General features: G+C 58.2%; 30 protein-coding genes. 14 read left to right on the top strand and 16 right to left on the bottom strand.

Features of this window, described 5'->3' with window-relative positions:
* Positions 1-107: 107 nt before the first annotated feature.
* Positions 108-848: a hypothetical protein gene (locus NMA58_RS07520; protein WP_434712834.1), complete on the top strand. Its 741-nt coding sequence runs from the start codon at positions 108-110 to the stop codon at positions 846-848.
* A 305-nt stretch (positions 849-1,153) separates the two neighbouring features.
* Positions 1,154-1,735 (top strand): hypothetical protein, encoded by a 582-nt coding sequence (locus NMA58_RS07525; protein ID WP_434712835.1) that lies wholly within the window; start codon positions 1,154-1,156, stop codon positions 1,733-1,735.
* Positions 1,736-1,761: 26 nt separating this feature from the next.
* Here the strand turns inward: NMA58_RS07525 and NMA58_RS07530 are convergent, their stop codons facing one another.
* The 3 genes from NMA58_RS07530 to NMA58_RS07540 all read right to left on the bottom strand — a co-directional run bounded on the left by NMA58_RS07530 (position 1,762) and on the right by NMA58_RS07540 (position 2,878).
* Positions 1,762-2,136: a thermonuclease family protein gene (locus tag NMA58_RS07530; RefSeq protein WP_434712836.1), complete on the bottom strand. Its 375-nt coding sequence runs from the start codon at positions 2,134-2,136 to the stop codon at positions 1,762-1,764.
* A complete protein-coding gene (locus NMA58_RS07535; RefSeq protein WP_434712837.1) occupies positions 2,133-2,354 on the bottom strand; it encodes a hypothetical protein in 222 nt (73 codons plus the stop codon). Before NMA58_RS07535 ends, NMA58_RS07530 begins: the two co-directional genes overlap by 4 nt.
* Before the next feature lie 245 nt (positions 2,355-2,599).
* Complete coding sequence (locus tag NMA58_RS07540) at positions 2,600-2,878, bottom strand: hypothetical protein (protein ID WP_434712838.1); 279 nt, start codon at positions 2,876-2,878, stop codon at positions 2,600-2,602.
* A gap of 528 nt (positions 2,879-3,406) precedes the next feature.
* On the opposite strand from NMA58_RS07540, the gene ligD reads away from it, so the two are divergent.
* Positions 3,407-4,459, top strand: coding sequence for a non-homologous end-joining DNA ligase (gene ligD, locus NMA58_RS07545; RefSeq protein ID WP_434712839.1), 1,053 nt, complete (start codon positions 3,407-3,409; stop codon positions 4,457-4,459).
* Positions 4,460-4,516: 57 nt separating this feature from the next.
* Here the strand turns inward: ligD and NMA58_RS07550 are convergent, their stop codons facing one another.
* Entirely contained in the window at positions 4,517-4,879 is a 363-nt protein-coding gene (locus NMA58_RS07550; RefSeq protein WP_434712840.1) for a hypothetical protein, read from the bottom strand.
* 267 nt (positions 4,880-5,146) lie between these two features.
* Between NMA58_RS07550 and NMA58_RS07555 the strand changes: the two genes are divergently transcribed.
* Positions 5,147-5,698: a hypothetical protein gene (locus NMA58_RS07555; protein WP_434712841.1), complete on the top strand. Its 552-nt coding sequence runs from the start codon at positions 5,147-5,149 to the stop codon at positions 5,696-5,698.
* Between the two features lie 83 nt (positions 5,699-5,781).
* Positions 5,782-6,162, top strand: a complete 381-nt coding sequence (locus NMA58_RS07560; protein ID WP_434712842.1) for a hypothetical protein — start codon at positions 5,782-5,784, stop codon at positions 6,160-6,162.
* 9 nt (positions 6,163-6,171) lie between these two features.
* Here the strand turns inward: NMA58_RS07560 and NMA58_RS07565 are convergent, their stop codons facing one another.
* From NMA58_RS07565 to NMA58_RS07585, 5 genes are all read right to left on the bottom strand, one after another.
* The gene (locus NMA58_RS07565) at positions 6,172-6,369 is read right to left on the bottom strand and encodes a hypothetical protein (RefSeq protein ID WP_221158043.1); all 198 of its coding nucleotides are present in this window, start codon (positions 6,367-6,369) and stop codon (positions 6,172-6,174) included.
* A gap of 290 nt (positions 6,370-6,659) precedes the next feature.
* Positions 6,660-6,950, bottom strand: coding sequence for a CopG family transcriptional regulator (locus NMA58_RS07570; RefSeq protein ID WP_434712843.1), 291 nt, complete (start codon positions 6,948-6,950; stop codon positions 6,660-6,662).
* A gap of 500 nt (positions 6,951-7,450) precedes the next feature.
* Positions 7,451-7,684: a hypothetical protein gene (locus tag NMA58_RS07575; protein WP_434712844.1), complete on the bottom strand. Its 234-nt coding sequence runs from the start codon at positions 7,682-7,684 to the stop codon at positions 7,451-7,453.
* Positions 7,681-8,088 carry a transposase gene (locus NMA58_RS07580; protein ID WP_434712845.1) on the bottom strand — a complete coding sequence of 136 codons (408 nt, stop codon included), beginning with the start codon at positions 8,086-8,088 and terminating at the stop codon, positions 7,681-7,683. The genes NMA58_RS07575 and NMA58_RS07580 overlap by 4 nt, the downstream gene beginning before the upstream one ends.
* Positions 8,082-8,534 (bottom strand): hypothetical protein, encoded by a 453-nt coding sequence (locus NMA58_RS07585; protein ID WP_434712847.1) that lies wholly within the window; start codon positions 8,532-8,534, stop codon positions 8,082-8,084. Before NMA58_RS07585 ends, NMA58_RS07580 begins: the two co-directional genes overlap by 7 nt.
* Before the next feature lie 134 nt (positions 8,535-8,668).
* Between NMA58_RS07585 and NMA58_RS07590 the strand changes: the two genes are divergently transcribed.
* Positions 8,669-8,803 carry a hypothetical protein gene (locus NMA58_RS07590; protein WP_434712848.1) on the top strand — a complete coding sequence of 45 codons (135 nt, stop codon included), beginning with the start codon at positions 8,669-8,671 and terminating at the stop codon, positions 8,801-8,803.
* 37 nt (positions 8,804-8,840) lie between these two features.
* On the opposite strand, the gene NMA58_RS07595 is transcribed toward NMA58_RS07590, so the two are convergent.
* The 6 genes from NMA58_RS07595 to NMA58_RS07620 form a co-directional block, all read right to left on the bottom strand.
* On the bottom strand, positions 8,841-9,014 hold the full coding sequence (locus NMA58_RS07595; RefSeq protein ID WP_434712849.1) for a hypothetical protein: 174 nt from the start codon (positions 9,012-9,014) through the stop codon (positions 8,841-8,843).
* Positions 9,015-9,078: 64 nt separating this feature from the next.
* A complete protein-coding gene (locus NMA58_RS07600; protein WP_434712850.1) occupies positions 9,079-9,303 on the bottom strand; it encodes a hypothetical protein in 225 nt (74 codons plus the stop codon).
* A gap of 55 nt (positions 9,304-9,358) precedes the next feature.
* Positions 9,359-9,931 carry a hypothetical protein gene (locus NMA58_RS07605; protein ID WP_434712851.1) on the bottom strand — a complete coding sequence of 191 codons (573 nt, stop codon included), beginning with the start codon at positions 9,929-9,931 and terminating at the stop codon, positions 9,359-9,361.
* A gap of 195 nt (positions 9,932-10,126) precedes the next feature.
* Positions 10,127-11,362, bottom strand: a complete 1,236-nt coding sequence (locus NMA58_RS07610; RefSeq protein ID WP_434712852.1) for a phage/plasmid primase, P4 family — start codon at positions 11,360-11,362, stop codon at positions 10,127-10,129.
* Positions 11,363-11,523: 161 nt separating this feature from the next.
* Positions 11,524-12,057, bottom strand: coding sequence for a hypothetical protein (locus NMA58_RS07615; protein WP_434712853.1), 534 nt, complete (start codon positions 12,055-12,057; stop codon positions 11,524-11,526).
* 117 nt (positions 12,058-12,174) lie between these two features.
* A complete protein-coding gene (locus NMA58_RS07620; protein ID WP_434712854.1) occupies positions 12,175-12,372 on the bottom strand; it encodes a DNA-binding protein in 198 nt (65 codons plus the stop codon).
* 110 nt (positions 12,373-12,482) lie between these two features.
* Between NMA58_RS07620 and NMA58_RS07625 the strand changes: the two genes are divergently transcribed.
* The 8 genes from NMA58_RS07625 (at position 12,483) to exoR (ending at position 22,589) form a co-directional block, all read left to right on the top strand.
* On the top strand, positions 12,483-12,905 hold the full coding sequence (locus NMA58_RS07625) for an Arc family DNA-binding protein (protein WP_434712856.1): 423 nt from the start codon (positions 12,483-12,485) through the stop codon (positions 12,903-12,905).
* Positions 12,902-14,095, top strand: coding sequence for a tyrosine-type recombinase/integrase (locus tag NMA58_RS07630; RefSeq protein ID WP_434712857.1), 1,194 nt, complete (start codon positions 12,902-12,904; stop codon positions 14,093-14,095). Before NMA58_RS07625 ends, NMA58_RS07630 begins: the two co-directional genes overlap by 4 nt.
* A 576-nt stretch (positions 14,096-14,671) precedes the next feature.
* The gene (locus NMA58_RS07635) at positions 14,672-15,337 is read left to right on the top strand and encodes a protein-L-isoaspartate O-methyltransferase family protein (protein ID WP_434712859.1); all 666 of its coding nucleotides are present in this window, start codon (positions 14,672-14,674) and stop codon (positions 15,335-15,337) included.
* A gap of 265 nt (positions 15,338-15,602) precedes the next feature.
* Positions 15,603-16,475 carry a DUF2497 domain-containing protein gene (locus tag NMA58_RS07640; protein ID WP_221113250.1) on the top strand — a complete coding sequence of 291 codons (873 nt, stop codon included), beginning with the start codon at positions 15,603-15,605 and terminating at the stop codon, positions 16,473-16,475.
* A gap of 116 nt (positions 16,476-16,591) precedes the next feature.
* Positions 16,592-19,435 (top strand): valine--tRNA ligase, encoded by a 2,844-nt coding sequence (locus tag NMA58_RS07645; RefSeq protein WP_434712860.1) that lies wholly within the window; start codon positions 16,592-16,594, stop codon positions 19,433-19,435.
* A 397-nt stretch (positions 19,436-19,832) separates the two neighbouring features.
* Positions 19,833-21,080, top strand: coding sequence for an OmpP1/FadL family transporter (locus NMA58_RS07650; RefSeq protein ID WP_434712862.1), 1,248 nt, complete (start codon positions 19,833-19,835; stop codon positions 21,078-21,080).
* 89 nt (positions 21,081-21,169) lie between these two features.
* The gene (locus NMA58_RS07655) at positions 21,170-21,775 is read left to right on the top strand and encodes a hypothetical protein (protein ID WP_434712863.1); all 606 of its coding nucleotides are present in this window, start codon (positions 21,170-21,172) and stop codon (positions 21,773-21,775) included.
* A 19-nt stretch (positions 21,776-21,794) separates the two neighbouring features.
* Positions 21,795-22,589, top strand: a complete 795-nt coding sequence (gene exoR / locus NMA58_RS07660) for an exopolysaccharide production regulator ExoR (RefSeq protein ID WP_085777015.1) — start codon at positions 21,795-21,797, stop codon at positions 22,587-22,589.
* Positions 22,590-22,672: 83 nt separating this feature from the next.
* On the opposite strand, the gene xth is transcribed toward exoR, so the two are convergent.
* A complete protein-coding gene (gene xth / locus NMA58_RS07665) occupies positions 22,673-23,464 on the bottom strand; it encodes an exodeoxyribonuclease III (protein ID WP_085777924.1) in 792 nt (263 codons plus the stop codon).
* Positions 23,465-23,658 lie beyond the last annotated feature (194 nt).

Below are 23,658 nucleotides of genomic sequence, written 5' to 3' on the forward strand. Positions count from 1 at the left end.
TAAAGCGCCGTGGACAAAGTCCGTGCAGCATTGACCGATCATCGGGGAATCACGCCCTAATCGGTGCGTGCAAAAACGCGCCATGCAGGCGAATGAAGGGGCACCCGGTGACGGAGGACCATAAACGGAAACTTGAACTCCTTTGGATACTGCTTGTTGTAGCAGCGCTGATTTTGCCGGCAGCGTTTGGAGAACCGAGAGCTCCTACCGGAAAGGGCGGTGACGTGGTTCGCAACTTCCTGTTTGATTTCCAGACATTGATCACAGGTATTCTGGCGATCCTCGCTGCCCGATGGACTGTGCGGCAAATGAGAGATTCAGACCGATTGCAGCAAGCGCGGCATGAACGGGAACTGCATGTTACGCAGATGCCTCGTAAACTCGCTGCTTTGAGACTTGCTCACAGCGTACCTCACCAACTTCGTGAAGGGGTCGCACAAATCGAACAGCTTTTGGACCTTGTTCCCGAGGGTGCGTTCGAGCCTGACTGGACGCCCGACGCGCAACTCAAGGCCAAATTCGCGATCTATCGAGCGCATGCGCTGCATAGGCTCGTCAATTCACGCGCGGTTACAGACGCGAGAGACTTTTTCGACCCAATTGTTGAGGAATCCCTAGAGCAGGCATCGGACTGGCTAAAGCTCATTACGGACGTAGTAAGCGAAGGCTTCTTCATGGAAGAGATCACGCCGGGCCGGCGTCCGAGGTGGTTCCCGGAAGGGCTGGGCGCTGTGCTCGCTGATTTGACCCCGTTATGCGACTCTCTTGCAGATGAATTGGACAGGTGGGCGTATTCCTTTATGGGGGCCAGAAAGCAAACTGGCGAACACAACGCACCTATTAGCTAATCTTGCGCGGCGCGTAATCCGGCAACGTGAACCGGATTGTCTTGAGCGCGACGGCTCCTCTACCTTCGGCCACGTGGGGAAGATGGCCGACGATGAGCGGCTTCAAGCTTTGCGGCGCCGATGTCCAGCTCGCGGCGATAGCCTCGCTTCACGGTCCTCGGATCGATCTTCAGCGCGCGGCCGAAGGGAAACGACCCGACAGCTCCACGCCATCATTGCGTCACTGGCGAAAAACAGCGCATGAGGAGGATGGTTTGTTTCCGCATTTCGGTTGAGTAACGGACGTGTTCAGGCATAGTCAGGGCATGCTTGATCTCTCGTTCCCTTGGCCCATCGGCCTCATTCCCATAGCCCTGACTGCCTGGGCTTCCTATGTTCTCTATCGCGCAGTCGTAACACGCGACGGGATTACATTTCCGTCAGTGGTTTCAATTCTGGGGCTGGTAGCATTCGTTGCAGCTCTCGCTGCGCAATTCGTGAAGGCCTTTATCAACCCGACGCTCGCCCTGATTATAGCCCAATGCCTCGGAACGGCTGCGTGCTTCCTACTCGGCAAGCTGTTGTGGTCCATTCAAAAAACAAAACCGGACATGTCTCTCAGGCGTGGTCCTGCCTCGATTATGTTTCGCGCCGTGGCCCTCTGCCTGACATTCCTGTTTGTTTTTGACGGCCTTTTCGTTTTATTCCCTGACGTCGGAAAGTGTAATCATTTCAGAGGGTACATGGCTGATAAGTGTGCTGGGCAGGAAATATTTATAGGGATTCATGACCTCCCGATCACAATTTATTTTGGGGTCCTCTTGGGCGTTCCCGCACTGGCTGGACTGAGTCTCGGAATCTGGGCGCTGTTTACCGGCGAACGAAGTGCGAAAGACAGTGCCGGCTGAGTCCGTTGGATTGGCGGTCGGCTGGCTTAATCGCACCAATTGTTCCTCAGTTTTCGACTCCAACTGCGAGCGAAGCCTTCCTGCAGCAACTTCTTCCCGATCTCTTCCCCATTCGCTCTGTAGATGTTGACGAGCGGCCGGTGCGATGGCGTCCTGTCCACCGCGCCGCTGAACATCACCCGCAAGCCCTTTTCAGCCAGGAGCTCTTTCAGCCTTCCCTTGGCGATCAACGCCAGCTTCCGTTCCTTTATGCACTTCGCGTGGCTCCCCATCTCCGGCGTGTCGATTCCTGAGACGAACGAAACACCTTCCCCCAGCAGTCGCATGTTCTGTCCATCGCATTTGACGGTATCGCCGTCGACCGCCGTCAGTGAAGCGCATAGGATCAGTCCAGCCATCATTGTCTGGTTGTCTCGTCCACGGCCTCGAGCTTTCGTCTCAGCGCCTGTTCCTGTTCATAAGTCTTGTGGGGAAAGTGCTCCCAGCACCACCATCGAACAGGAATAGCCTTCGAGGGGCTATTGCCGAAGCCTCCCCATTCCTTGCAGCCGGGCTCTTCGCAATAATGCTCTATGATCACGTTAGCGCCAGGTGCCGATGAATGGCCTTCGATACTCAAATTGTCCCCTCCCTACTAATCCGGCACAAAGCTGCCGAACCGCAGCTTTCCGGCCTTAGCGCCGCACACCGAGCATTTTAGGCGTCTCTCGACCTCCTTGATCTGCGCATAATGAAGGCTGGCCGGCAGCCGATCCATAGAGAATTCGCGCCTATCGCCGCAGGCTGTACATTCGGCCATAATTGCGATGTGTTGCGGCGTCGTGTTGACGTAGCCAGGGTCCCAATTCGGCACCTCCAAAAATCTTACCATTTCGACCCCCGTGGCATGGTTTCAGCCCGCGGCGCGCTCTTGGGCAGGTAGGCAATTGCCACACGGCGGCTGCCGCAGACCGGGCAGCGCATCCGCTGCGAGAGCATGGCGAGCGGAAAGTCACGCCCTCTCGTCGCCACCAGGGTGACAATATCCAGTTTATGCTTCCACTGGCATTCGCGAACGCTCTTCAGCCCCTCACGTTTCCCCCACGCGCATCTGGCGCTGACATCCCACCCGGCGTCCATTGCCTCGCCGATCGTTTCGGCCATGCGTCATCCTTCCCCTTTCAGGGCCTTTCTGCCGCATTATTGAGATGCTCCGCCCGAGCGATGTTCCTAATATGTTCTCGTCGGCGGGCGAGTCAATAATGAATTTGACGGGAACAAAAATAGCCCCGCCGAAGCGGGCAATTGATGGGGAGATGATGCGTAAGGTTCCTGTTATCGGACAGCCCGAATAGGAGGTTTGCGATCAGCTCAGCAACCGCACTAACGCATCCTCGTCCGTCACCCCATGCTGGTATGACCGGATAATCATGCTGGCTAGGTCCTCGCGCTCGGCATCTGAAATGAGCGGTCTGGCTGAGATGATGCGGTCATATACCCTCTGACAGAGGGCCAGTTCAGCGTTGTTCAGCGCGCATCGTGACACGGGCTGCAACGGGGTCATCGTCGTTTACCTTCTCTCAATAGACGCGCTCAACCCCGAGCGTATCGCTAGTTTCTGCTCGCCACGATCCAAGTCAATAATCAATCTTGGTCAATTGCTTTTTAAGGCGTTGCTGATGAACTGCGGCGATGACAAAGCCGCCTCGCAAGCCTTCCCAGCCGCTGCTTGGTGACGCTGACGCACCGCTCCGCAGCCGGCCGCGTAAGAAGCGTGACCCGGCACAGCATCAGCTTACCCTCGACCCAATGCCGGCGCGCCTCGATCCGTGCCTTGCGCTGCTGAAGCCGCGGCCGCCGAAAGGGCGACAGTGGGCGTTCGAGGTGAAATGGGATGGCTACCGGCTGGCCGTCCACATCGAACCGAAGGGCATCAGGATCCTGACCAGCGGCGGTCATTACTGGACCGAACGGTTTCCTGCCATTGCCGCCGCAGCAAAACGCCTTCCCGTCTCAACAGCGATATTGGACGGCGAGGCCGTCGTGTTTGATGATCTTGGCCGTTCGGATTTCGGCAAGCTTCAGCAGTCGCTCGGAGGCAAGGGCGGCAAGCGGATATCATGGGAATCGGTCCTGATGGCCTTCGACTTGCTCTACCTCGACGGCCACGACCTCACCGGGACAGAGCTCACCGCCCGGCGCCATCTCCTCGAGGGGATAGTGCCGCCCGGCGGGGAGGAGGCCATTCGTCTATCCGAGGAGATCGAGGCGGATGGCGAAACGCTTCTGCGCATCGCTTGCGAGCATGGCCTTGAGGGCATCATCGCGAAAGACCGGAACAGCACGTATCGCGGCGGGCGCGGTGGCGAATGGCAGAAGATCAAATGCATCCAGAGCGACGGCTTCGCGATCATTGGCTATCAGCGGTCAAGCTCGGCGTTCGGGAATATCGGCGCGCTGCTGTTGGCTGCGCGGAGAGAGGGCCAGTTGGTCTATGTCGGATCGGTCGGTACTGGCTTTAAGGCAAACCAGGCATTGGAGCTTCGCGCTGCGATGGACAAGCTTAAGGTGTCGGCGCCTGCGGTGAAATATTCCGGCGGGCGCAAGAACCTGATCTGGATCAAACCGAAACTTGTCGCCGAGATCGAATATCGCGCCTGGACGCATGACGGGAAGCTGCGGCACCCATCGTACAAGGGGCTGCGGGATCCAGCGGATAATGCCGCGGTTTATGAGTTAGAATAGTGCGGCAACTGCTACGATCCGCAACCGAAACTAAAGTCCGAGAAGAGCCAAGAAGCCTCACAAGACCGTCAGGCTAGGGGTGAACGACCACTCCTCGGACATGAACTCGAGCGTTTCGTCGCGAAAATAATAGAGAAAATGTCGAGAGTTGGCGGTGTCTTCGTGGATTGTTTCCCACGGCACGGCATCGCGGATCGGGTCGTGGCCAACTAACTCATAGAACTCGCCCCATCGCGGGGCTATGCCACTGTAACGACCATGGCCATCTACCTTATGCCATTCATGATCGTTGGTGTCGTCCCAGCGCCACCGGCTGCAGCGAATGAAGCTTAGAGTGCCCCATGCCTCATCGAACTTCGGACCGGCCTTCGAAAATAGGTTCAAAGCCCTGAGAATACCCGACGGTTTTTCGTCTCCCACTGGCCTATGCGAGCGGAAACAGACGTTGACGTTGGAGCCCGCAACTGAAACTTCAGGCTGGGGGCATTTGGCTCGGCAACCCAACCGTGGCCGAGCTGTAGTTCTACAAACTTAAGCATGGACGACGACTAGCCGAATTGCATGATGGTTTCCACCCAACGCTATCATTAAGCACTTATGGTTCGCGGCCTAGTTCCGCTTTTTTGTTTCTTCTGGCATTTCTTACGACTCAGTGCGTGAAATACTCGTCGTGGTGTTGGGGAAATTATGCCTTCTATTAGCCTGCCCTGGATCGCCGGCCCAGTTCCAATTCTGGCGACGATTTGGTCTGCCTATGTCACTACTGAAGCTCTCGTATATCGAAGAGCAATGAGTGGTGAGCGTTTTGTTGCTGCTTTTCTTTTTCCATTAGGGTTCGTGGCTTTGATTTCGCTGATGTTTTTAAAGACATACGATCTACCTGTTCTCGTAACCGTAGGGCAGTTCGCAACGGCTCTATGCTTTGCAGGGATATTTGTTTTAGAGAAGCATCGCCATGGCGGTCCTTTATTTCCGATGGCAGAAACAACAACACGCGATCTGTCGTGGATGTTATATTTCGGCGTAATAATTTATATAATTTATTGCATACTAGTGTACACATTTCCAATTTCAGAGGCCTGCACAAATGGAAAGTGCCACGCTTTAGAGCTCCTACTCGGGCGCAAAGAGTATGGGTTCTCGGTCCTGTACTCTGCGAGTTTTATTGGGTCTGCAATGCTTGCTCTGATTCTTTTAATATTGTTTCAGATCATCACTCGAATAAAACCGCACCATTGATTACGCGATATATGGGCTAGGCAGCGCGTCAGTGATTCTGTCAATTGCTGCCATTTTCAGTCGCGTTATGTAGGATCGCGAGATTGATCACGATGGGAAAGTTTATGCGGGTGGCAGTTATTGCATTGGCGCTCTCACTTGTGGTCGGGGGCGTTGCCAACGGGAAAGCAGAGCGGTCTCAGTTGTCGATCGATGCCATGATCGAGCAGTTAGACGAGGACGAGATCCATGCGCTCGTCATCGGGGCGGCGAAAGGAGTAGAGGCGGCCAATTTCGCACTGGAGGAGAGACATACGGCACCCCTATATTGCGAACCCGCGCTGTCAAAGATGAGCGGTGCGGAGTACACGGACATGTTTGTCACCTTCGTCCGCAAGCATCCAGAGCATGGAAAAGCCAAGATCAGCGTCTTTGCATGGGTGATGCTGCTTGCGTTGCAGGATACTTATCCGTGCCGACGTTAGCTACAGAACTCACGTGTCGTCATCTTCCATGTCAGCGATGTCGCCGGCCAACGCGACCGCGTGCTCTGAGAGAATGGCAGCCACATTGTCGAGAAGCATCGCCAGGTCGGGGTCGCTGTCGAAAAGCTGTTCCTGCTTGGCTTTCAACTTCCCGATATAAAAATTATGGATGTGCAGTGAACCGGTCATCTGCGCCAAGCTAGGCATGGTGATGCTCCATTATATGGCGAGGGACGTGCGGACAACTGTGCCGCATGAATCGTGGATATCGGTATGTTGCATGTTGCGCTACATCATTACATGTAGCACGGTAGGCTACCGAAAGGAGAGGATGGTTGCAGCCACCCTCTCCCCACGCGGGCGTAGCGCCAGCAGTCTCGGGGCGACCATTTCGCTTTGTCAGAGCGGTCGCTTCCGTGACTGCAGGTCGCACTATGACGCAAATCATTGATGCCGTGAGCGTGGGCGGCGATTAATCCACAGTTTATCAACGCAATTTAAGCGTTCCCGTCGACCTCGCCGTCTTCATCCAACTCGTGCACGGGCAGATAAGTGTTCTTCTCCATCCACTCCCTGACGATGAACCGGATGGTATCATTGCGGGTCTTGCCGAACTCGCCTGACAAATCCCGGAGAGCTTCTTCAACGTCGTCGTCGAATGCGATCGAGCTGGAGTTTCGCAGCAACAGGGCGGCACGGCGAAGAAGGATCTGAAGGTCGGGCCGGGAAACGTCCGCGATCCGGTCGGCGGTGTCCTCTAGCAGGGCGGCGGTGTCAGGCTTGGTCATGGTGTCTTTCTCGGGGCCTCGTGCGGGCGGACCCGCGAAAAGTTAAGATGAGATAGTCCGGCGCATCCGGCCTTCACTCGGGCGGTCGTGGCGCAAATTCCGACCATCCGAAGCGAGCCTTCAATATAAACTTGTTCGCCCGAAGCGCGACGGCGCTTTTGCCGCCGGCAATGTCGAAAAGCCGCAGAGCGAGCGCGCATTCCAACTTCCATGCGCCTCGGCGCAACTCTGCCTCGTAACGACGTCGCAACGTCTTTTCGGAGATGCCGAGGACGTAACAGATTTCCGACTGCCGCACTCCCGTTGAAGCCAACAGCGCGACGACACGGCGGTCGGTTGCGCTAGGGTTATGCGGTGGTCGTCCGGGGGTCTTCTTAGCCATTTCGATCTATGGACGGGAAAAACTCATTTTTCTGCCGGCGCCAAAAAAATTATACGCATGAAAGGGCGCGCGGGCCTTTTGAAGGCGGCCATTTTGGCATTGGCCCATCCCCCCGGCTTCATTGCAGCTTGCCGGTCGGCGCGTCCCAATCTGACAGTCCGCGAATTATCTCAGCCAAGGCTTCGGCCCTCCACACTTGGGATTCGGCCAGGTATTCAGCTCGGAAAGAGGCAATCTCGTCTGCGGTTGCTCCTTGGTCGAGGAGGACCAACTCGGATTGGTCGAGGGCGTCCGCGATCTGTCGGTCGAGCGATGCGGAGGTCCGCGCTACGGCTTCTTTGAAGGATATCATTGCTCTCTCTCGGTTGCCTTCACGCGCTTTGACGGATTGCCCTTTTGAGCCAGCTGCCAAAAGGCGGTGTTTGAGCCGGGTTGCACGCCGGCCGGGACGTTATCAAGGGCGACCCACATCGAGGAAACGAAAGTCACGACGCTGCCCTTTCGGTATTCCAGCGCTCTTTGATAACAACCAGAATAGCGGACGCCGCCAGCTTCGAGTTCGGCGACGCGGGCGGAGAGAGCCTTCAGTTTCGCGGATGTAGTAGCGGTCAGCGAGGCGACGAGCGCGTGAACCATACGCCTGCTCAATGGCCGTTGAAGCTGCTCTTCCGTGAAGTTGGTGTCGAGGCCGGTTCTGATCTCCTCGGCGCGTGTTGCGAGAAGGGCGAGTTCCTGCTCCTCTTCCTTCTCTACCATTGCCCGATGCTCCTGATGATTTCCTCGACTTCGGCGCCCGACATGCTTCGGCGTCGATCAAGGATCGTGGCAAGGGTTTCGATCTCCTTACGGTGAACGAGCACGAAGCTATTGGCGAGAGCAGAAAACGCGCGACACATCTCGTCGGGGGGGTGAGCCCACGACCCCAAGAAAATCGCTTGATCCAATAGAAGTTCGTCCGATTTCGACAAGCTGGTTGTAGGCGCCGCAGCTCGGCCGGCTAGAGCGACGATCGCGTATCCGAGGGCGACGGCTCCGTGATAGCGCCCCTGCTCAAGATAAATTCCACAAGGCTCGATAACCGCCTCGCCAGCGTCAATGCAGACACGGCGGACGCCGATCCCGTAGCTGAGGGCGGCCACGCAGTGCCCGGCTTCGTGCAACGAGCCATCGCTTATCGTCTCGTATGTTGTCGTTTCAACCATGTGTCGATGGTAGCAGATCTCGAACTAGCTCGGCGTCACGCGTCACCTGTTAAGCCGCGACTGAGTGCCCGGATCATGTTAACGAGCGCCCGCTGGACTGCTGCGTCATTGTCCTCTTCCATCGGATTAAGAAAGTGCAAGCTCTCCAATACGACGGCAAGTTCAACCGCATCGACTTCAAGAACGACGACACGGCGGCCGGCCTTTCTCCGTGCTCGGTAGCGGCGCTGGCGTTCTGCGGCACCCATGATCACCAGCCCTGTCCCTGAAGGCGGGTCATTTTAGCGAGGGCGAGCGAATAGCTAGTCATCTCGGCTTCCCTTCCACGTGTATCCCGACGCGCTGAGCGGCGAGCGGCAGTTCGATCAGATTGCCGGCCGCGAAATGGTCGTCGGTGACGTCGGGCGCCGGCTCCGGTTCCGATCCCGCGCCGGCCATTTTCTCCCGCAGTGTCTGCAAGGAGCAGGAGAAGATTTTCATCCGTCATCGGCCTTTGGCCTCCTTAGAGGCCGGGACACTCACGTCCCGGCCGGCCTGAATCCCGTCATCGCGAGATTTCAGCCAAATCCTGATCTATCCGCACGAGGAGCCCGGGGGTCTCCGGATTATCTTTATGCGCGGCGACCTGGAGGCGTACATGGCGGAAGGCGTCCACCAGTTCAGCGCGCGAATAGCATGAGCGCTTCCCAAGTCTCAGTTCCGTCTCCAGATGTGTCAGGTATTCAAAGGCATTAATGCGGGGTGAGATATCCATCATTTCCTCGTTCACTTCCTTCTCCTCTTCAGCCGGGATGATCAACGGCTCCGGCCTTGCCGTTTGGTGGTCAAGCCGACAGGTTGGCAGCGACATAGCGAAGGAATTCGATTGCAAGTGGATCGCCCTGCTCGGCTTTCCGCTCCGCGTGCTCGATCGCGCTCGCTTCCGGGTCGGCAATGTCATCAAATAGGGGGTCGAAACGAGCGTGCGTCTCCATCCGCCGTTTCCGTTCCGCCATTCGTTCCTTGAGCACGTGCAAGCCTTCTTCAGCGGCTTTTGAGAACTGCTCGCTAGTCGCATGGCCGCATTCGCTGATGAGCTGCCGCCGCATTTCATCAACATCCTTGTTGTTGACGAAAATATCGACCATGCGCCGATGCAGGGCCATCTCCGGCGGGAGCTTCGAATAGTCAGGTGGCGATTGCGGTTCAGCGGATGCCGGGATATGACCCATCATCCGGCCCGCTCGGATCATGCCGCGCACCGCGTTATCTGCGACCTCGGGGCCCAATTCCGGGCAAGCCACGCGAAAGCGTTTCATGAGTTCGAGGTCACCGCAGTAAGGCACTCCGTCATCCGTCGCCTTGGCCATGATGTCCGCCAGCTTGCTCCTCTGCTCGCTGTTCAGCACGTTTGTCATGATCGTCTCCTTCCTTGCACCGGCGCCGGGACTGGCGCCTTTTCATCTCTCATTGAAAGTCCGAAACTCGCGCCGCAACGCCTCCTCGCCGGTTCGCGTGCCATGTTTGCCATGAGTTTGCTTTTCCAGTGTTCGCGCGCGGCGCGCGTATGACGCCCGAAATGGAAGCTCGTGGCACACGTGGCACCGAGGCGTTTAATCGAACTCTCCATAGCGTCCTCCCCGAGCTGGCTCGGAAAGTCTAAGCCCGTAAATACCCCGCATTTTTTGAATCCTGGCGGACGTGAATCCACGCGCTTCGAGCGCCTGTTTGAAGCTCTTCTGCGAGCCTGCGGTCTCGCCGGATCGTTCCGCCCAGCTTTTCCAGGACGCATAGAGAGGGATGGTGCCCTCGAACGCTTGCGGATCGCGCTGGCAACAATCCTCCATCCAAGCACCAAGAGCGTCCTCGGCGTCCAGATAATGGGCGGTTGCTTCCGTGACCGCTCTCGGTGGCGACAGGCCGATACGCTGCCATTCGAGGCAACCTTCGATCGCCCAGGCGAAAATCCCCGGCCATTCCTCCTTGAGCTTTTCCGTCAGGGTTTCATCCCGCTCCTCGGGCGGGATCGTCACTGTGAAGGGGATCAGGTTGAAGCGACGGCGGATCGCCTCGTCAACGGAGCGCAAGCTGGGCTTGTGGTTACCGGCGATCACGAGCTTGAACTGCGGCTGGTATTCGAAAAAGTCCTGCCGCATGAAGCGCGCGGCTATACGGTCGCCGCCGGTTAGCGCCTTGATCTTCGATTCCGCCCAACGGCGTCCTTCTTCCGTCTCCACCGCCGTCACCAGCCGCGCGCCGCGCAAGCCGGCAAGCTCGGTGGGATGACGGTCACCGCTAGACGCGACAAACGTCTCGATGGGTGCGCTCCTGCCGTAATCACCGACAACATTCATCAGCGTGTCGATGAAGACACTTTTGCCGTTGCCGCCGTGGCCGAACAGAAAGAACAGCGCGTGTTCGCGGGTGATGCCGGTCAGGCAATACCCCGCCACCCGCTGGAGGAAGGCTTGCAGTTCCTCGTCTCCGGCCGTGACGCGGGCGAGAAAGGCGCGCCAGAGCGGGCAATCCCCACCGGGAGCCACCGTCGAGATTTTAGTCAAATAGTCGCCCGGCGAGGCAATGCGGAGCCTGCCGGTTGTCAGATCAACAACACCGGCTGGCGTATTGATGCTCCAATTATCTCGATCCCATTGATCAATCGCTGCCGCGATCCGCCGGTCCGCCCGGATCAGTGAGGCGACGGCTGCCACGGTTTTGGCACTGGCGAGCCGCCGCCGCACCTCCTCCTTGCCATCGCAATCTGAGGCGAATTCTCGGCACAGTCGGCGGCACTGGTCGTAAACACCGAGCGTCTTGTCCGCTCGCCAGACCTTGCCGTCCCATTCCATCCACTGGCTCCAGGCAGCGACAAATCGGAGATGAAAATTGTTCCGGTTGGCAAATTCAAGCGCCAGGGCCTCTTCCGAATAGGCCGGCGGAGCGGGTTCCTCCATTCTGTGCGCCTGATGATACACATCGAGTCTGATAGCTCCGAACTTTGGTTCGTCGGTCATGACGTCGCCCCCTCACGCCTGCGCAGGATAGACACCTGTGGCATCCGCGCGGGCCGCATGTGCCGGGTGTAGACCGGCAGGAGGGCTTCGTGGACGGCGACGCGCGGGCAATGGCGAAGTTCATCAAAAGCGCGCCGCCAATCGATGACCACGATCCCGTCGCGGCCGGCTTTGAGCCAGCAAAGGGGCGTGCTGAAGACATGGAGGCAGTGCCCGATAGAATAGGTTCCCGCATTGTCGACTGCCTGCTCGCCGAGCGCGAACGCCCGGCCCGTCCAGCGCGCTAATTCGTCGGATTCCGGCCGCCAAAAGCAGATGTCTTCACACTCGCGGAAAGCCAACCAAGTTGGGCCGCTACGGTCTACTTCGAAGAAGCCGTCATGCCCGCGAAAGCCATGGATCAGACGGATCGGCTCGGGCTCAACAATCGCCGCTTTTGATACACCGCAGGCGATTAGCCAGTCGATGTGGCGTGTCAAAAGCCAGCCAAGGGGCGGCGAGTCGAAATAATCTGAATCAATTTTCGTCATCAGCGGTCTCCATTCGGAAACCACCGCGAGTTGCGCGAAGCTGCTGGCTAGGGTATTTTCCGAACGTCCCCGAAGACGCCCATCACCCCATGCAGCCGCCGTGCGAAAGTGCGGCGGTCATGCGGCATCCATGAAAAAAGCGACTAGCTTGCCGCGCTCCGCGACCCATCGGTTGCCGACCTTTTTGGCCGGGAGCTCGCCGCTGTCGAGCATGTGGAACGTGGCCCGCTGGGACCTGCCAATGAGTTTCGCGATGTTCGCCGCACCCCAGACAAGTTCTAGAGGCGGAGCGGAATCTTTTGTAATTTCTTCCATTGGATGATTGCCTCCTGTAATATCCAGAGGATATGATATATCCAACGGATAGGCTTGATAGTCAAGCGGAAACATATCCACTGGATAGGTTTAAAGAGAAGATATGAGAAATGGCCGAAAACAGAACGAACATTGACCAGTTTCAACTGCGACTTCCGCCTGGGATGCGCGAACGTATTAAGGCGGCCGGCGATCGTAACGGCCGCAGCATGAACGCCGAAATCGTCAGAGCGCTCGAAATGGCTTTTCCGGAGCCTGTTTCGATCAGTGCGCGCCTTGAGGAACTGCACCATCTTTTCTCCGCGATGAGGAAGATTCGCGGATATGGCGGCGCAATTGACGTGATTACGGAGGAGATCGTGAACGCTATTGAGGCGGGCGCCGCCGGTCGCGATCCAACTCTGGATGAAGACGCTGTGGGTGAATTGCAGAAGGCGCTACTCAAATGGAAAGGTCGGCAAGATGCCGACGTGGCCGCACGCAAGAGAGCGGTAGACGAAAAGTACCAGTCCAACGGCGAGGCCGATAAATGAGCGTCCGCAAGCGAGAATGGGTAACACCGAAAGGCGAACAGAAATATGCTTGGGTCGTTGACTATTTCGACACGGGCGGCAAGCGCCGGCTGAAGAGTTTCACAAGGAAGAAGGAAGCCGACCAGTTTGCCGCCACGGCTGCCGTCGAGGTGAGGGCAGGGACGCACGTTGCCGACTCAGCAAGCGTGACGGTCGAGAAGGCCGGGTCACTGTGGATCGCCTCTGGTGAGAATGCCGGCCTTGAGCGCTCGACAGTCAATCAGCGCAAGAGTCACTTGGAGCATCACATCGTGCCGATGATCGGTCAGGTGCTCTTGTCAAAGCTCACCGTGCCGGCCGTGCGCGACTTTGAGGATCGTATGCGGAAAGAAGGCAGATCGCCGGCAATGGTGAAAAAGATTCTGACTTCGCTCGGCTCAATACTCGCGGACGCTGGTGAGCGTGGGCTTGCAGCTCGCAATCCGGTGCGGGATATCAAGGGAAGCAGGAAGGGCCGGGACAGGCGGCAGGAGAAGCGCCAGAAGGGCAAACTTAAGGTCGGAACTGATATTCCAACCCCTGCGGAGATCAAGGCGCTCCTCGGCGCCCTTGAGGGCACCTGGCGCCCGCTGTTGTTAACCGCAGTCTTTACAGGCATGCGTTCGTCGGAGTTGCGCGGCCTACGCTGGCAGGACGTCGATTTCAAGCGCGGAGAGATTGCCGTCCGTCAACGGGTGGATCAGTTCCGGGAAATGGGGCCACCGAAGTCGGAAGCTGGGGTGCGGACCATTCCAGTGCCGCCGCTTGTCGTCAACACTCTTAAAGAGCTGAAGCTCAAGCAGGGGAACAAGCCTGTCCTTGTGTTCGCCAATCCCGATGGTGACTCGCGCTCACACTCGAACGTCGTCAGGAAGGGCCTCCAGCCGGCGATGGTACGGGCGGGCGTAACGATCGATACCGGCAAGCGTGACAAAAATGGCAAGCCGATCCTCAGGGCCAAGTACACGGGCTTGCATGCGTTGCGCCACTTCTTCGCAAGCTGGCTGATCAACCGGAAGGAAGACGGCGGTCTCGGCCTGCCGGCAAAGATGGTTCAAGAGCGCCTCGGACATGCTTCGATCGTGATGACGATGGACACTTACGGGCACCTGTTTGCACGCTCGGATGACGGAACAGAGCTGGCACAAGCAGCGAACATCCTGCTCAGCTAACTGCAACATGTATGCAACACGAGGGCAGAAATCTCTTTAAAAACAATAGGCGGCAAAAGCCTGCAAATCCTTGTACCCCGGTTCAATTCCGGGCGAGGCCTCCAATTTCTCCTCAGCGCTGTAAAGGGTTGTGGAACCTTGCTGATTTCGAGGTGATCGCTCGGTCGCACGCTATTTTACGGTCAAGCGCTCCCAACCCGCGTCCCCGACTTGGATGGTCGCGGGCTCCAGGCAAGCTGCGCCGGAGTGTGCCTCGGCGCTCGATCTCCTCAGGTCGTCTCACCGTCCAGCAGCCCGCAGCAAAAGATGCCGACGAGCGCTGCGACGATAAGAAAATCGAACAGCGTGAAATATTCGAAAATCGCAGACATTGGCCTGCTCCTCCTATTCACTCCGCTGCAAATTATAACATGAGGGGGGAGGGCATATCACGCTTGCGTTGCAGCACCCTGCCTCCTGTGGCGAGAAAGAGCCGCCTGGCGGATTCTTTTCGCCGACCGATGCCAAGCCTTGAAAGCATCCGTGGCGGAGATTAAGAGACGAGGGACAGGAACCGCTTTTCAAGAGCGAGAGGACATGATGGATTTCGAAGCAGCGCGCGCAAAGATGGTCGACACCCAAATCCGCACGACGGATGTTACCTCGCATTCCGTGCTGACGGCTTTTCTTACCGTGCCGCGCGAGGCTTTCGTGCCGGAGAAATCAAAGCTGCTGGCCTATATCGACAACGACGTCGAAATATCACCCGCCGCGCCGGGCAAGCCGGCCCGCTTCCTGATGGAGGCCTCGCCGCTTGCCAAGCTGCTGCAGCTGGCCACCATCGGCAAAGACGATTTCGTGCTCGAGGTCGGGTGCGGCACGGGATATACAACGGCGCTGCTGTCGATCATCGCCGGCTCGGTCATTGCCCTTGAATGCGACGAGGCGCTGGCTGCCGAAGCGAAGGCAAACGTTGCCGGCTATGGCAAGATCGAGGTCGTGACCGGTCCCCTCGAAGAAGGCTATGCCGCCGGCGCTCCCTATGATCTGATCTTCGTCAACGGCGCGGTCGAGGAGGTTCCGGCCGCTCTTCTCGGGCAGTTGCGCGATGGCGGCCGTCTGGTCACGGTCGAAGGCTATGGCAATGCCGCTCGCGCCAAGGTCTTCGTCGCCGAGCGCGGCGCCATCTCGGAAAACGTCTTCTTCAACGCTTCAGTCAAGCCACTGCCGGGTTTTGCCAAGGCGCGCGAATTCGTTTTCTGACGTCGTTCTCCCTGGTGAATTCGAGCGACGGGCGCCATTGGCGCCCGTTTCTGTCAGTGCTGCCGGAAAGCCTTCACAAACATATTTTATCCTGGCGTTGTCGTCCCGGATGGCGGGCGGCAAACATTGGGTAACAAAACTGTGCATGGCCGCATTCATTTGATTCTCGATGATTTTTTTCGCGTCTGGGGTATTCTAAGGTCGTGGTGATTCGGATGAACGCTCCACACCGTCCGATCGTTGTGTTGGGATAACGGGGATAGATATGGCTCAGCCAAGTGTAGCGCGTGAACCGTCCATGGAAGAAATTCTGGCCTCCATTCGCCAGATCATCGAAAGCAATGAACCCGGCGCCGGCAAGGCGATTTCAGCTTCCGTGCCGCCGGTTTACGGCGCTGACGACGACGACAACGGCTCCGAAATCCATCTGACGGTGGATGACACCTATGCCGGCGTCGAGTTTCCCGAACCGGCCATGCGCTCGTCCGATCCGCGTTTCGTCGCCGCCAATTCGGCCGGCACCGCCCCTGAGACCGAAGCTCCGGCCCGCGCGCTGTCGCTTGCCGATGTCGCAGCCCGCGTGCGCGCCGCCTCCGAGCGCAGCGCCGTGCAGGCCGGTCAAGCCTTGCGCGAAATTCCGAGCGGCTTCCGCCAGCCGGAGCCGCAGCCGGCCGTCATGCCGGAGCCGCCGCGCGCTGCAAGTCCGCAGCCGCAGCCGGCACAGCCTGTTTTTACCACTGCCGCAGCACCCGTTTCCTCTGGTCCCGTCCGGCAGCCGCTTGAGCCGGCGCTTGCCGAAACACCGCGGGTCGCCGTCGCCGATCAAGCCGCTGCTGCCGCCGAAACTGCGCCACCGGCTTTGGAGCCCGCTCCTTCGTCGACCGAGCGTTTCCTGCCGAGCGTTGTCGAGGAGGCCCAGCCCGCCCTGCTTTCGGAAGATGCCGGTCTGCAGATCAGCCGCTCCTTCGAGGAGCTTGCCGCGGCGATCGACGGTGCCGAGCGCCGGTCGCTGGACGAGATTGCCGAGGACATGCTGCGCCCGATGCTGCGTGAATGGCTTGATGACAATCTGCCGACTCTGGTCGAACGGCTGGTGCGCGAGGAAATCGAGCGCGTGGCGCGCGGCCCGCGCCGCTGATCGGATTGATTTTTCCTGGAAAAGCCGCTCCGGTCTCCGGGGCGGCTTTTTTATTGACTTGGCCGTGGCCATCCTATTTACAACCCCCATCCTCGAACCTCGAAATTGGTCAGAAAATGCTCGACAAGACCTATGATTCCGCCGCAGTCGAACCGAAAATCGCCGCGAAATGGGATGAGGCGGACGCCTTCCGCGCCGGCGCGAACGCCAAACCAGGGGCCGAGACCTTCACCATCGTGATCCCGCCGCCAAACGTCACCGGTTCGCTCCATATGGGGCACGCGCTGAACAATACGCTGCAGGACATCATGGTGCGCTTCGAGCGCATGCGCGGCAAGGACGTGCTCTGGCAGCCGGGCATGGATCACGCCGGCATCGCCACCCAGATGGTCGTCGAGCGCAAGCTGATGGAGCAGCAGCTGCCGGGCCGCCGCGAGATGGGCCGCGAAGCCTTCATCGACAAGATCTGGGAATGGAAGGCGGAATCGGGCGGTCTGATCTTCAACCAGCTGAAGCGCCTCGGCGCGTCCTGCGACTGGTCACGCGAGCGCTTCACCATGGACGAAGGCCTGTCGCAAGCCGTTCTCGAGGTTTTCGTCACGCTCTATAAGGAAGGCCTGATTTACAAGGACAAGCGCCTCGTCAATTGGGACCCAAAACTCCTGACGGCGATTTCCGACATGGAGGTCGAACAACACGAGGTGAAGGGTCATCTCTGGCATCTGCGCTATCCGCTCGAGCCCGGCGTCACCTATCAATATCCGATCGCCTTCGACGAGGAAGGCAAGCCGACTGAGTTCGAGACGCGTGACTATATCGTTGTCGCCACGACGCGGCCGGAGACGATGCTCGGCGATACCGGCGTTGCCGTGAACCCCGAAGACGAGCGTTACAAGCCGATCATCGGCAAGCATGTGATCCTGCCGATCGTCGGCCGCAGGATACCGATCGTCGCCGATTCCTATGCTGATCCGACGGCCGGCACAGGTGCGGTGAAGATCACGCCTGCCCATGATTTCAACGACTTTGAAGTCGGCAAGCGCGCGAAACTGCGGGCGATCAACGTCATGAACGTCGATGGCACCATTGCCATCAAGGACAATGAGGATTTCCTTGAAGGTCTCGACAATCCGGCGGCGCTGCATGGCGCCTGGGACCGTCTGGAAGGGCAGGACCGCTTCTATGCACGCAAGGTCATCGTCGAGATCTTCGAAGAGGCCGGCCTTCTCGACAAGATCGAACCGCACAAGCATATGGTCCCGCATGGCGACCGTGGCGGCGTGCCGATCGAGCCGCGGCTGACGGAACAATGGTTTGTCGACAACAAGACATTGGGGCAGCCTGCCCTGGAGTCCGTTCGCGAGGGAAGGACCAGATTTATTCCCAGGAACTGGGAAAACACCTACTTCAATTGGCTGGAGAACATCGAACCGTGGTGCATCTCCCGCCAGCTCTGGTGGGGCCATCAGATTCCGGCTTGGTACGGTCCCGACGGCCAAGTCTTCGTCGAAAAAACCGAGGAGGAGGCGCTGCAGGCGGCGATCCAGCATTACCTCTCGCATGAGGGGCCGATGAAGGCCTATGTCGAGGACCTGCTCGAAAACTTCAAGCCTGGCGAAATCCTGACGCGGGACGAGGACGTGCTCGACACATGGTTCTCTTCTGCGCTCTGGCCTTTCTCGACGCTCGGCTGGCCCGACGAGACGCCGGAACTTGCGCGTTACTACCCGACGAATGTCCTCGTCACCGGTTTCGATATCATCCCGTTTTGGGTCGTTCGCATGATGCAGATGGGCCTGCATTTCATGAAGGACGAGAATGGCGATTCCGTCGAACCCTTCCATACGATCTATATCCACGCACTGGTGCGCGATAAGAACGGGCAGAAGATGTCGAAGTCGAAGGGCAACGTCATCGACCCGCTGGAACTGATCGACGAATACGGCGCCGACGCGCTGCGCTTCACCCTGGCGATCATGGCCGCACAGGGCCGTGACGTGAAGCTCGATCCGGCCCGCATCGCCGGCTACCGCAATTTCGGCACCAAGCTCTGGAACGCCACGCGTTTTGCCGAGATGAATGGTGCTAAGAGCGATCCGCACTTCGTTCCGGAGGCCGCCGAGCTCACCATCAACCGCTGGATCCTGACGGAGCTTGCCCGTACGGAACGTGACGTAACGGAAGCGCTTGAAGCCTTCCGCTTCAACGATGCCGCCGGCGCGCTCTACCGTTTCGTCTGGAACGAAGTCTGCGACTGGTATCTCGAGCTTCTGAAGCCGGTCTTCAATGGCGATGACGGGGGCGCCAAGGCCGAAGCCCAGGCCTGCAGCGCCTATATTCTCGAAGAGATCTATAAGCTCTTGCATCCCTTCATGCCCTTCATGACCGAAGAGCTTTGGGCGCATACCGCAGGCGAAGGCAAGGAGCGCGACACGCTGGTGTGCCATGCCGAATGGCCGGCGCCGTCCTATGCGGATAACGCAGCCGCTGACGAGATCAATTGGCTGATCGACCTCGTCTCAGGCATCCGCTCCGTGCGCGCCGAAATGAATGTGCCACCGTCGGCGACCGCCCCGCTGGTCGTCGTCAAGGCCAACAATCTCACGCGCGAAAGGCTGTTCCGCCACGACGCCGCCATCAAGCGGCTTGCCCGCGTGGAAGCGATATCGCTTTCCGACGATGCGCCGAAGGGCGCGGCTCAGATCGTCGTCGCCGAAGCCACTGTCTGCCTTCCGCTCGGCAATCTGATCGATCTTTCCGCCGAAAAGACCCGTCTGGAAAAGGCGATCGCCAAGATGGATGGCGAAATCGCTCGCATCAATGGCAAGCTTTCCAACGATAAGTTCGTCGCCAATGCCAACCCCGAGGTGGTCGAGGCCGAGCGCGAGCGTCTCGATGAGTTGAAGGGGCAGATCGCCAGCTTGAAAACCGCCCTTTTGAGGGTGACCGAAGCCGGATAAGTTTTGTCGCCGATTTTGGTAATTTATATCAAGGACGCGCCCCCATCGGGCGCGTCTTTTGGTTTTTGGGGCGCTTCTGATTCGGTCTTGAACGCTGCTGATTTCAGGGGCTGAGCCCGTGGATTTTGGCTCTGCGGTTATCCATTTGGTGAAAACTGTCACTGTTGTTGGATTGATACAGCATTTGCAATGTTTGGAATGAAAACCCAAACGCCAAACTCAAAATTGATAACTCTAGAATAATATTCTATTAACCGGATTTTTTGACGTGTCCGTCAATTTCTTTACGTAAGTTAGCCGCTGCAATGCCTGGGAGCGAGGCCGTGGGGCGCGTTGCCATGTCGAGCGAACGCTTACTAAAGTGGCGTACATCAATTGCTGGAGTGGGGGAGACACAATGGCATCGCGTATGTTTTCCAAGGGCGTAACGTCGCTCGTTTTTCTTTCGTCGCTTGGCTCGCCATCCTTCGCCGGTGGCCTGGAGCGCGGCGGCTATAACATCGATCAGCTGTTCGATACATCGCCTTTCTCATTTCAGTCGGGCGTGACTTACGTCACGCCGCAGCGTAAGCTGAAGGATGTCCGAGACACGAATACGTCGATACTTACAGGGGGCGGCAATCTGAACAGCCGTCCAGACACGGCTGACGACACCTCAAATTACACCATCCCCTATATTGGTTTTAAGGCTGGTTTTGGCGATGCAGTCGACTGCCTCGTTGACTATTCGGAGCCCTTCGGCGCGCACACCGACCCCGGCCTGAACTGGGCCGGCGCCAATGATAACATTGAGACAAAGATCAAAACCCGCAACTATGGCGGCACCTGCTCCTATCGTTTTGATGTCGGCCCTGGGCAGCTTCGCTTCATTGGCGGTGCTTTTTATCAGGAAGTCGAAGGCTTCAAGGAACGTCTGGTTTCAACGCTTCCGCTTCTGCTCGGGACTGGAACCGGCGTCGGTCGTCTGGATATTGACGACAGTGGTTGGGGCTGGCGCGCCGGCATCGCTTATGAGATCCCGGAATATGCGATGCGTGCGAGCCTGGTCTATAACAGTCGCGTCAAGTACGATGACCTGTCCGGGACCGTCGATCTCCGTCAGGTTCCGGTGGTGCCGTTATTCGGGGGCTTAGTCACACCTGTTTCCGGCTCCGCCGAAGCGCCGGATTCGCTGGAGTTGAAGCTGCAAAGCGGAATCGCTCCGGATTGGCTTGCATTCGGATCGGTTAAATGGACGAATTGGAGCGTGCTGCAGTCGGTAGCATTCTGCCCGACCAACGGTTTGCCTTGCCCCGCGGGTGGTCTAACCTCACTCGACCTTCTTTATCGTGATGGTTGGACGATCTCCGGCGGTGTTGGCCACAAGTTCAATGAACAATGGGCCGGTGCAGTCAGCCTGACATGGGACCGCGGCACAAGCCAAGGCTATGGCGCGCAGACAGACAGCTGGACGCTCGGTCTCGGCGCGGCCTATACGCCCACAGAGCATATCGAATGGCGCTTTGCAGGGGCCGTGGGCGTGTTGACGAGCGGTTCGTCTGGTGCTGTGACCCGGAATGGCGTCACATATGGAGATGATGTCTCCTATTCCTTTGACGATGATCTGGTCGCTGCACTGTCGACAAGCATAAAGATCAAGTTCTAATTCCACGTTCTGAAGAATTGAGGAGCCCGGCACTGCCGGGCTCTTCTTTATGTGCGCCCATTAATCATGTTATTTTCTGGTCTCGTTTTGTGACGATTCAGCAACAGTTTTTTACGACGAATGGCGTATGGTGGCGATGGGGTGAATTTGTCCATTTCCCGCCACAAAGAGAGCGCAGCGGTATTTGCGGGCGAGGTGATGGCAGACTTACGGTGCGTGTAATCAGTAGCATGAGTCGATTTTTTTCCGGTAACAGCAGATCGTACGGCGCAAGTGGCGACAGCCGCATGATTGCGGCCGTTTTTCTTTCCGGCCAAGGCTGTTCCGGCCACAAGTTCGACCTCAAGATCACGCCGTCGATCCATCCATCATCGTCGTTGTCTGCCCGTTCGCACAGGCAGGCGGGCTTCGCGGCAGATGTCGATACCGGTTTGGTCACATTTGCTATTTACGAATGCGATAAAGGCGGGGAGGCGGATGTCGCGCCCGCCGAAAGAGCGCCAGGAAGATTGCAGTCGGGCCATGCCGGGAGCCGGGTGGTCGTGAATGATGTGCTGAAAATTAGGCCTTTGAGAAAAGGCCTATGGGCTGGATGCGACGCGGGCAAAGGGGCCATGGAGCCCGCCGCGGGATCGCTCGCCTCGAAAGAATACATCCGCGGTATGCCCGGCGTCAGCGCCGACTGCGCGCGATGAACGAAAGAAATCGGTTGAAATGGTAACGTCCGAGTTCAAACTGTTCAAATTCATGCTGGTGAGCATGTGGGTGGCAATATCGCTGTCCGGTCCGGTTCATGCTTTCGACATCAAGAGCGACGTCAGCAAGGAGTCCGGTCCTTTCGATCTGTTCAAGTTCGGCTTCAAGGCCTATAAAAACGGACAGAAGGAGGAGGCGGTAGAAGCCTACAAATACGCCGCCGAAAAGGGTCATACCGGTTCGCGCTGGGCGCTCGCCAACATGTATGCCGATGGTGACGGCGTCACCCAGGACGATTTCGAAGCCTTCAAGATCTATAGTGAGATCGCCCAGCAGGGTGTCGAACCCGGCTCGGAAGACACAGGCTTCTTCGTCAACGCTCTTCTCTCGCTCGCAAATTACTACAAGCACGGTATTGCCGGCAGCCCTGTCAAGATTGATCTCACTCAGGCGCGCCAGCTTTACTTCCAGGTGGCCTCCACCTTTGGCGTTCCCGAAGCACAGTTCCAGCTGGCGCAGATGATGCTGGCCGGCGAGGGCGGTAGTTCCAGCCCGCAGCAGGCGAAAAAGTGGTTGAACCAGGCCCGCAAGAGTGGCCATCCCGGTGCCATGGCCGTTTTCGGAAACATCCTTTTCGACGAAGGCCAGACGGCTCGCGGTCTCGCGCTGATGACCGCCGCTCTCGATCGCTGCAAGCCGAAGGATTGCAGCTGGATGGAAGCGCTGCAGGAGCAGGCCTTCTCGGTTGCCAATGAGGCCGACCGTCGCACGGCAGTTTCGCTGTCGCACGCCATCGCGAGCGGTTCTGATTGACGCTTTCCGTTCAGCGCCCGCGGCATTCAACCCGCGCGTCTCCATCGCGCCCTGAGTTGACGCGCTGCCATGGGCTCGGAATGTCAGGCCGCGAAATCGAAATAGGCGATCACCGGTACATGGTCGGACGGCTTTTCCCAGGCCCGCACATGTTTTTCGATAGCAGCCGACGTCATCCGGTCGGCTGCTTCCGGTGACAGTAGCAGGTGGTCGATGCGGATGCCGTTGTTCTTCGGCCATGCACCCGCCTGATAATCCCAGAAGGAATAGAGACGCGTCGCGTCCGTCGTCGCGCGCACTGCATCGATCAAGCCGAGATTTTCGAGCCTGCGGAAGGCCTGCCGCGTCTGCGGCAGAAACAGCGCATCGCTTTCCCAGACCTTGGGATCGAAGCAGTCGTGCGGTTCGGGGATGACGTTGTAATCGCCGGCAAGCACCAGCATCTCTTCATAGGCCAGCCGTTCGGCCGCAAAGCTCCTCAGACGCTCCATCCAGGCGAGCTTGTAGGGGTATTTCTCGGTGTCGACGGGATTGCCGTTCGGGAGATAGATGCAGCAGACGCGCAGGATGCGGCTGTCGGGCAGTGTGAACACCGCTTCCAGGAAACGCGCCTGTTCGTCTAGCGGGTCGCCGGGCAGGCCGCGGTTGACTTCAAAAGGTGAAGTCTTGGAGAGGATCGCGACCCCGTTGAATCCCTTCTGGCCATGCGTCTCGACATGATAGCCGAGCGCTTCGATCTCCAGCCGGGGAAAGCCTTCGTCGACCGTCTTGATCTCCTGCAGGCAGACGATATCGGGATCGGAATCCTTGAGCCATTGCGTGAGATTGTCGATGCGCGCCTTGACGCCGTTGATGTTCCAGGTCGCGATCTTCATGCTCTGTCCCGTTCGCTAGGGCATGTCGCGCAAAAACGTGCGGCGGTTTTGCGATTGACGACATGCGGAAAACCAAAGAGCTAAAGCGTGGGCCAAGCGAATCTGAAAGATCGCGACGCGCTTCAGTGCGCTCCTTTTATCGTGGTCTTTCGCCGCTGGACAAGCCGATAAACCGGCTGGAAGGAATTCTTCCG

Source organism: Rhizobium sp. YTUHZ045 (assembly GCF_051124255.1).
Lineage (GTDB): Bacteria > Pseudomonadota > Alphaproteobacteria > Rhizobiales > Rhizobiaceae > Rhizobium.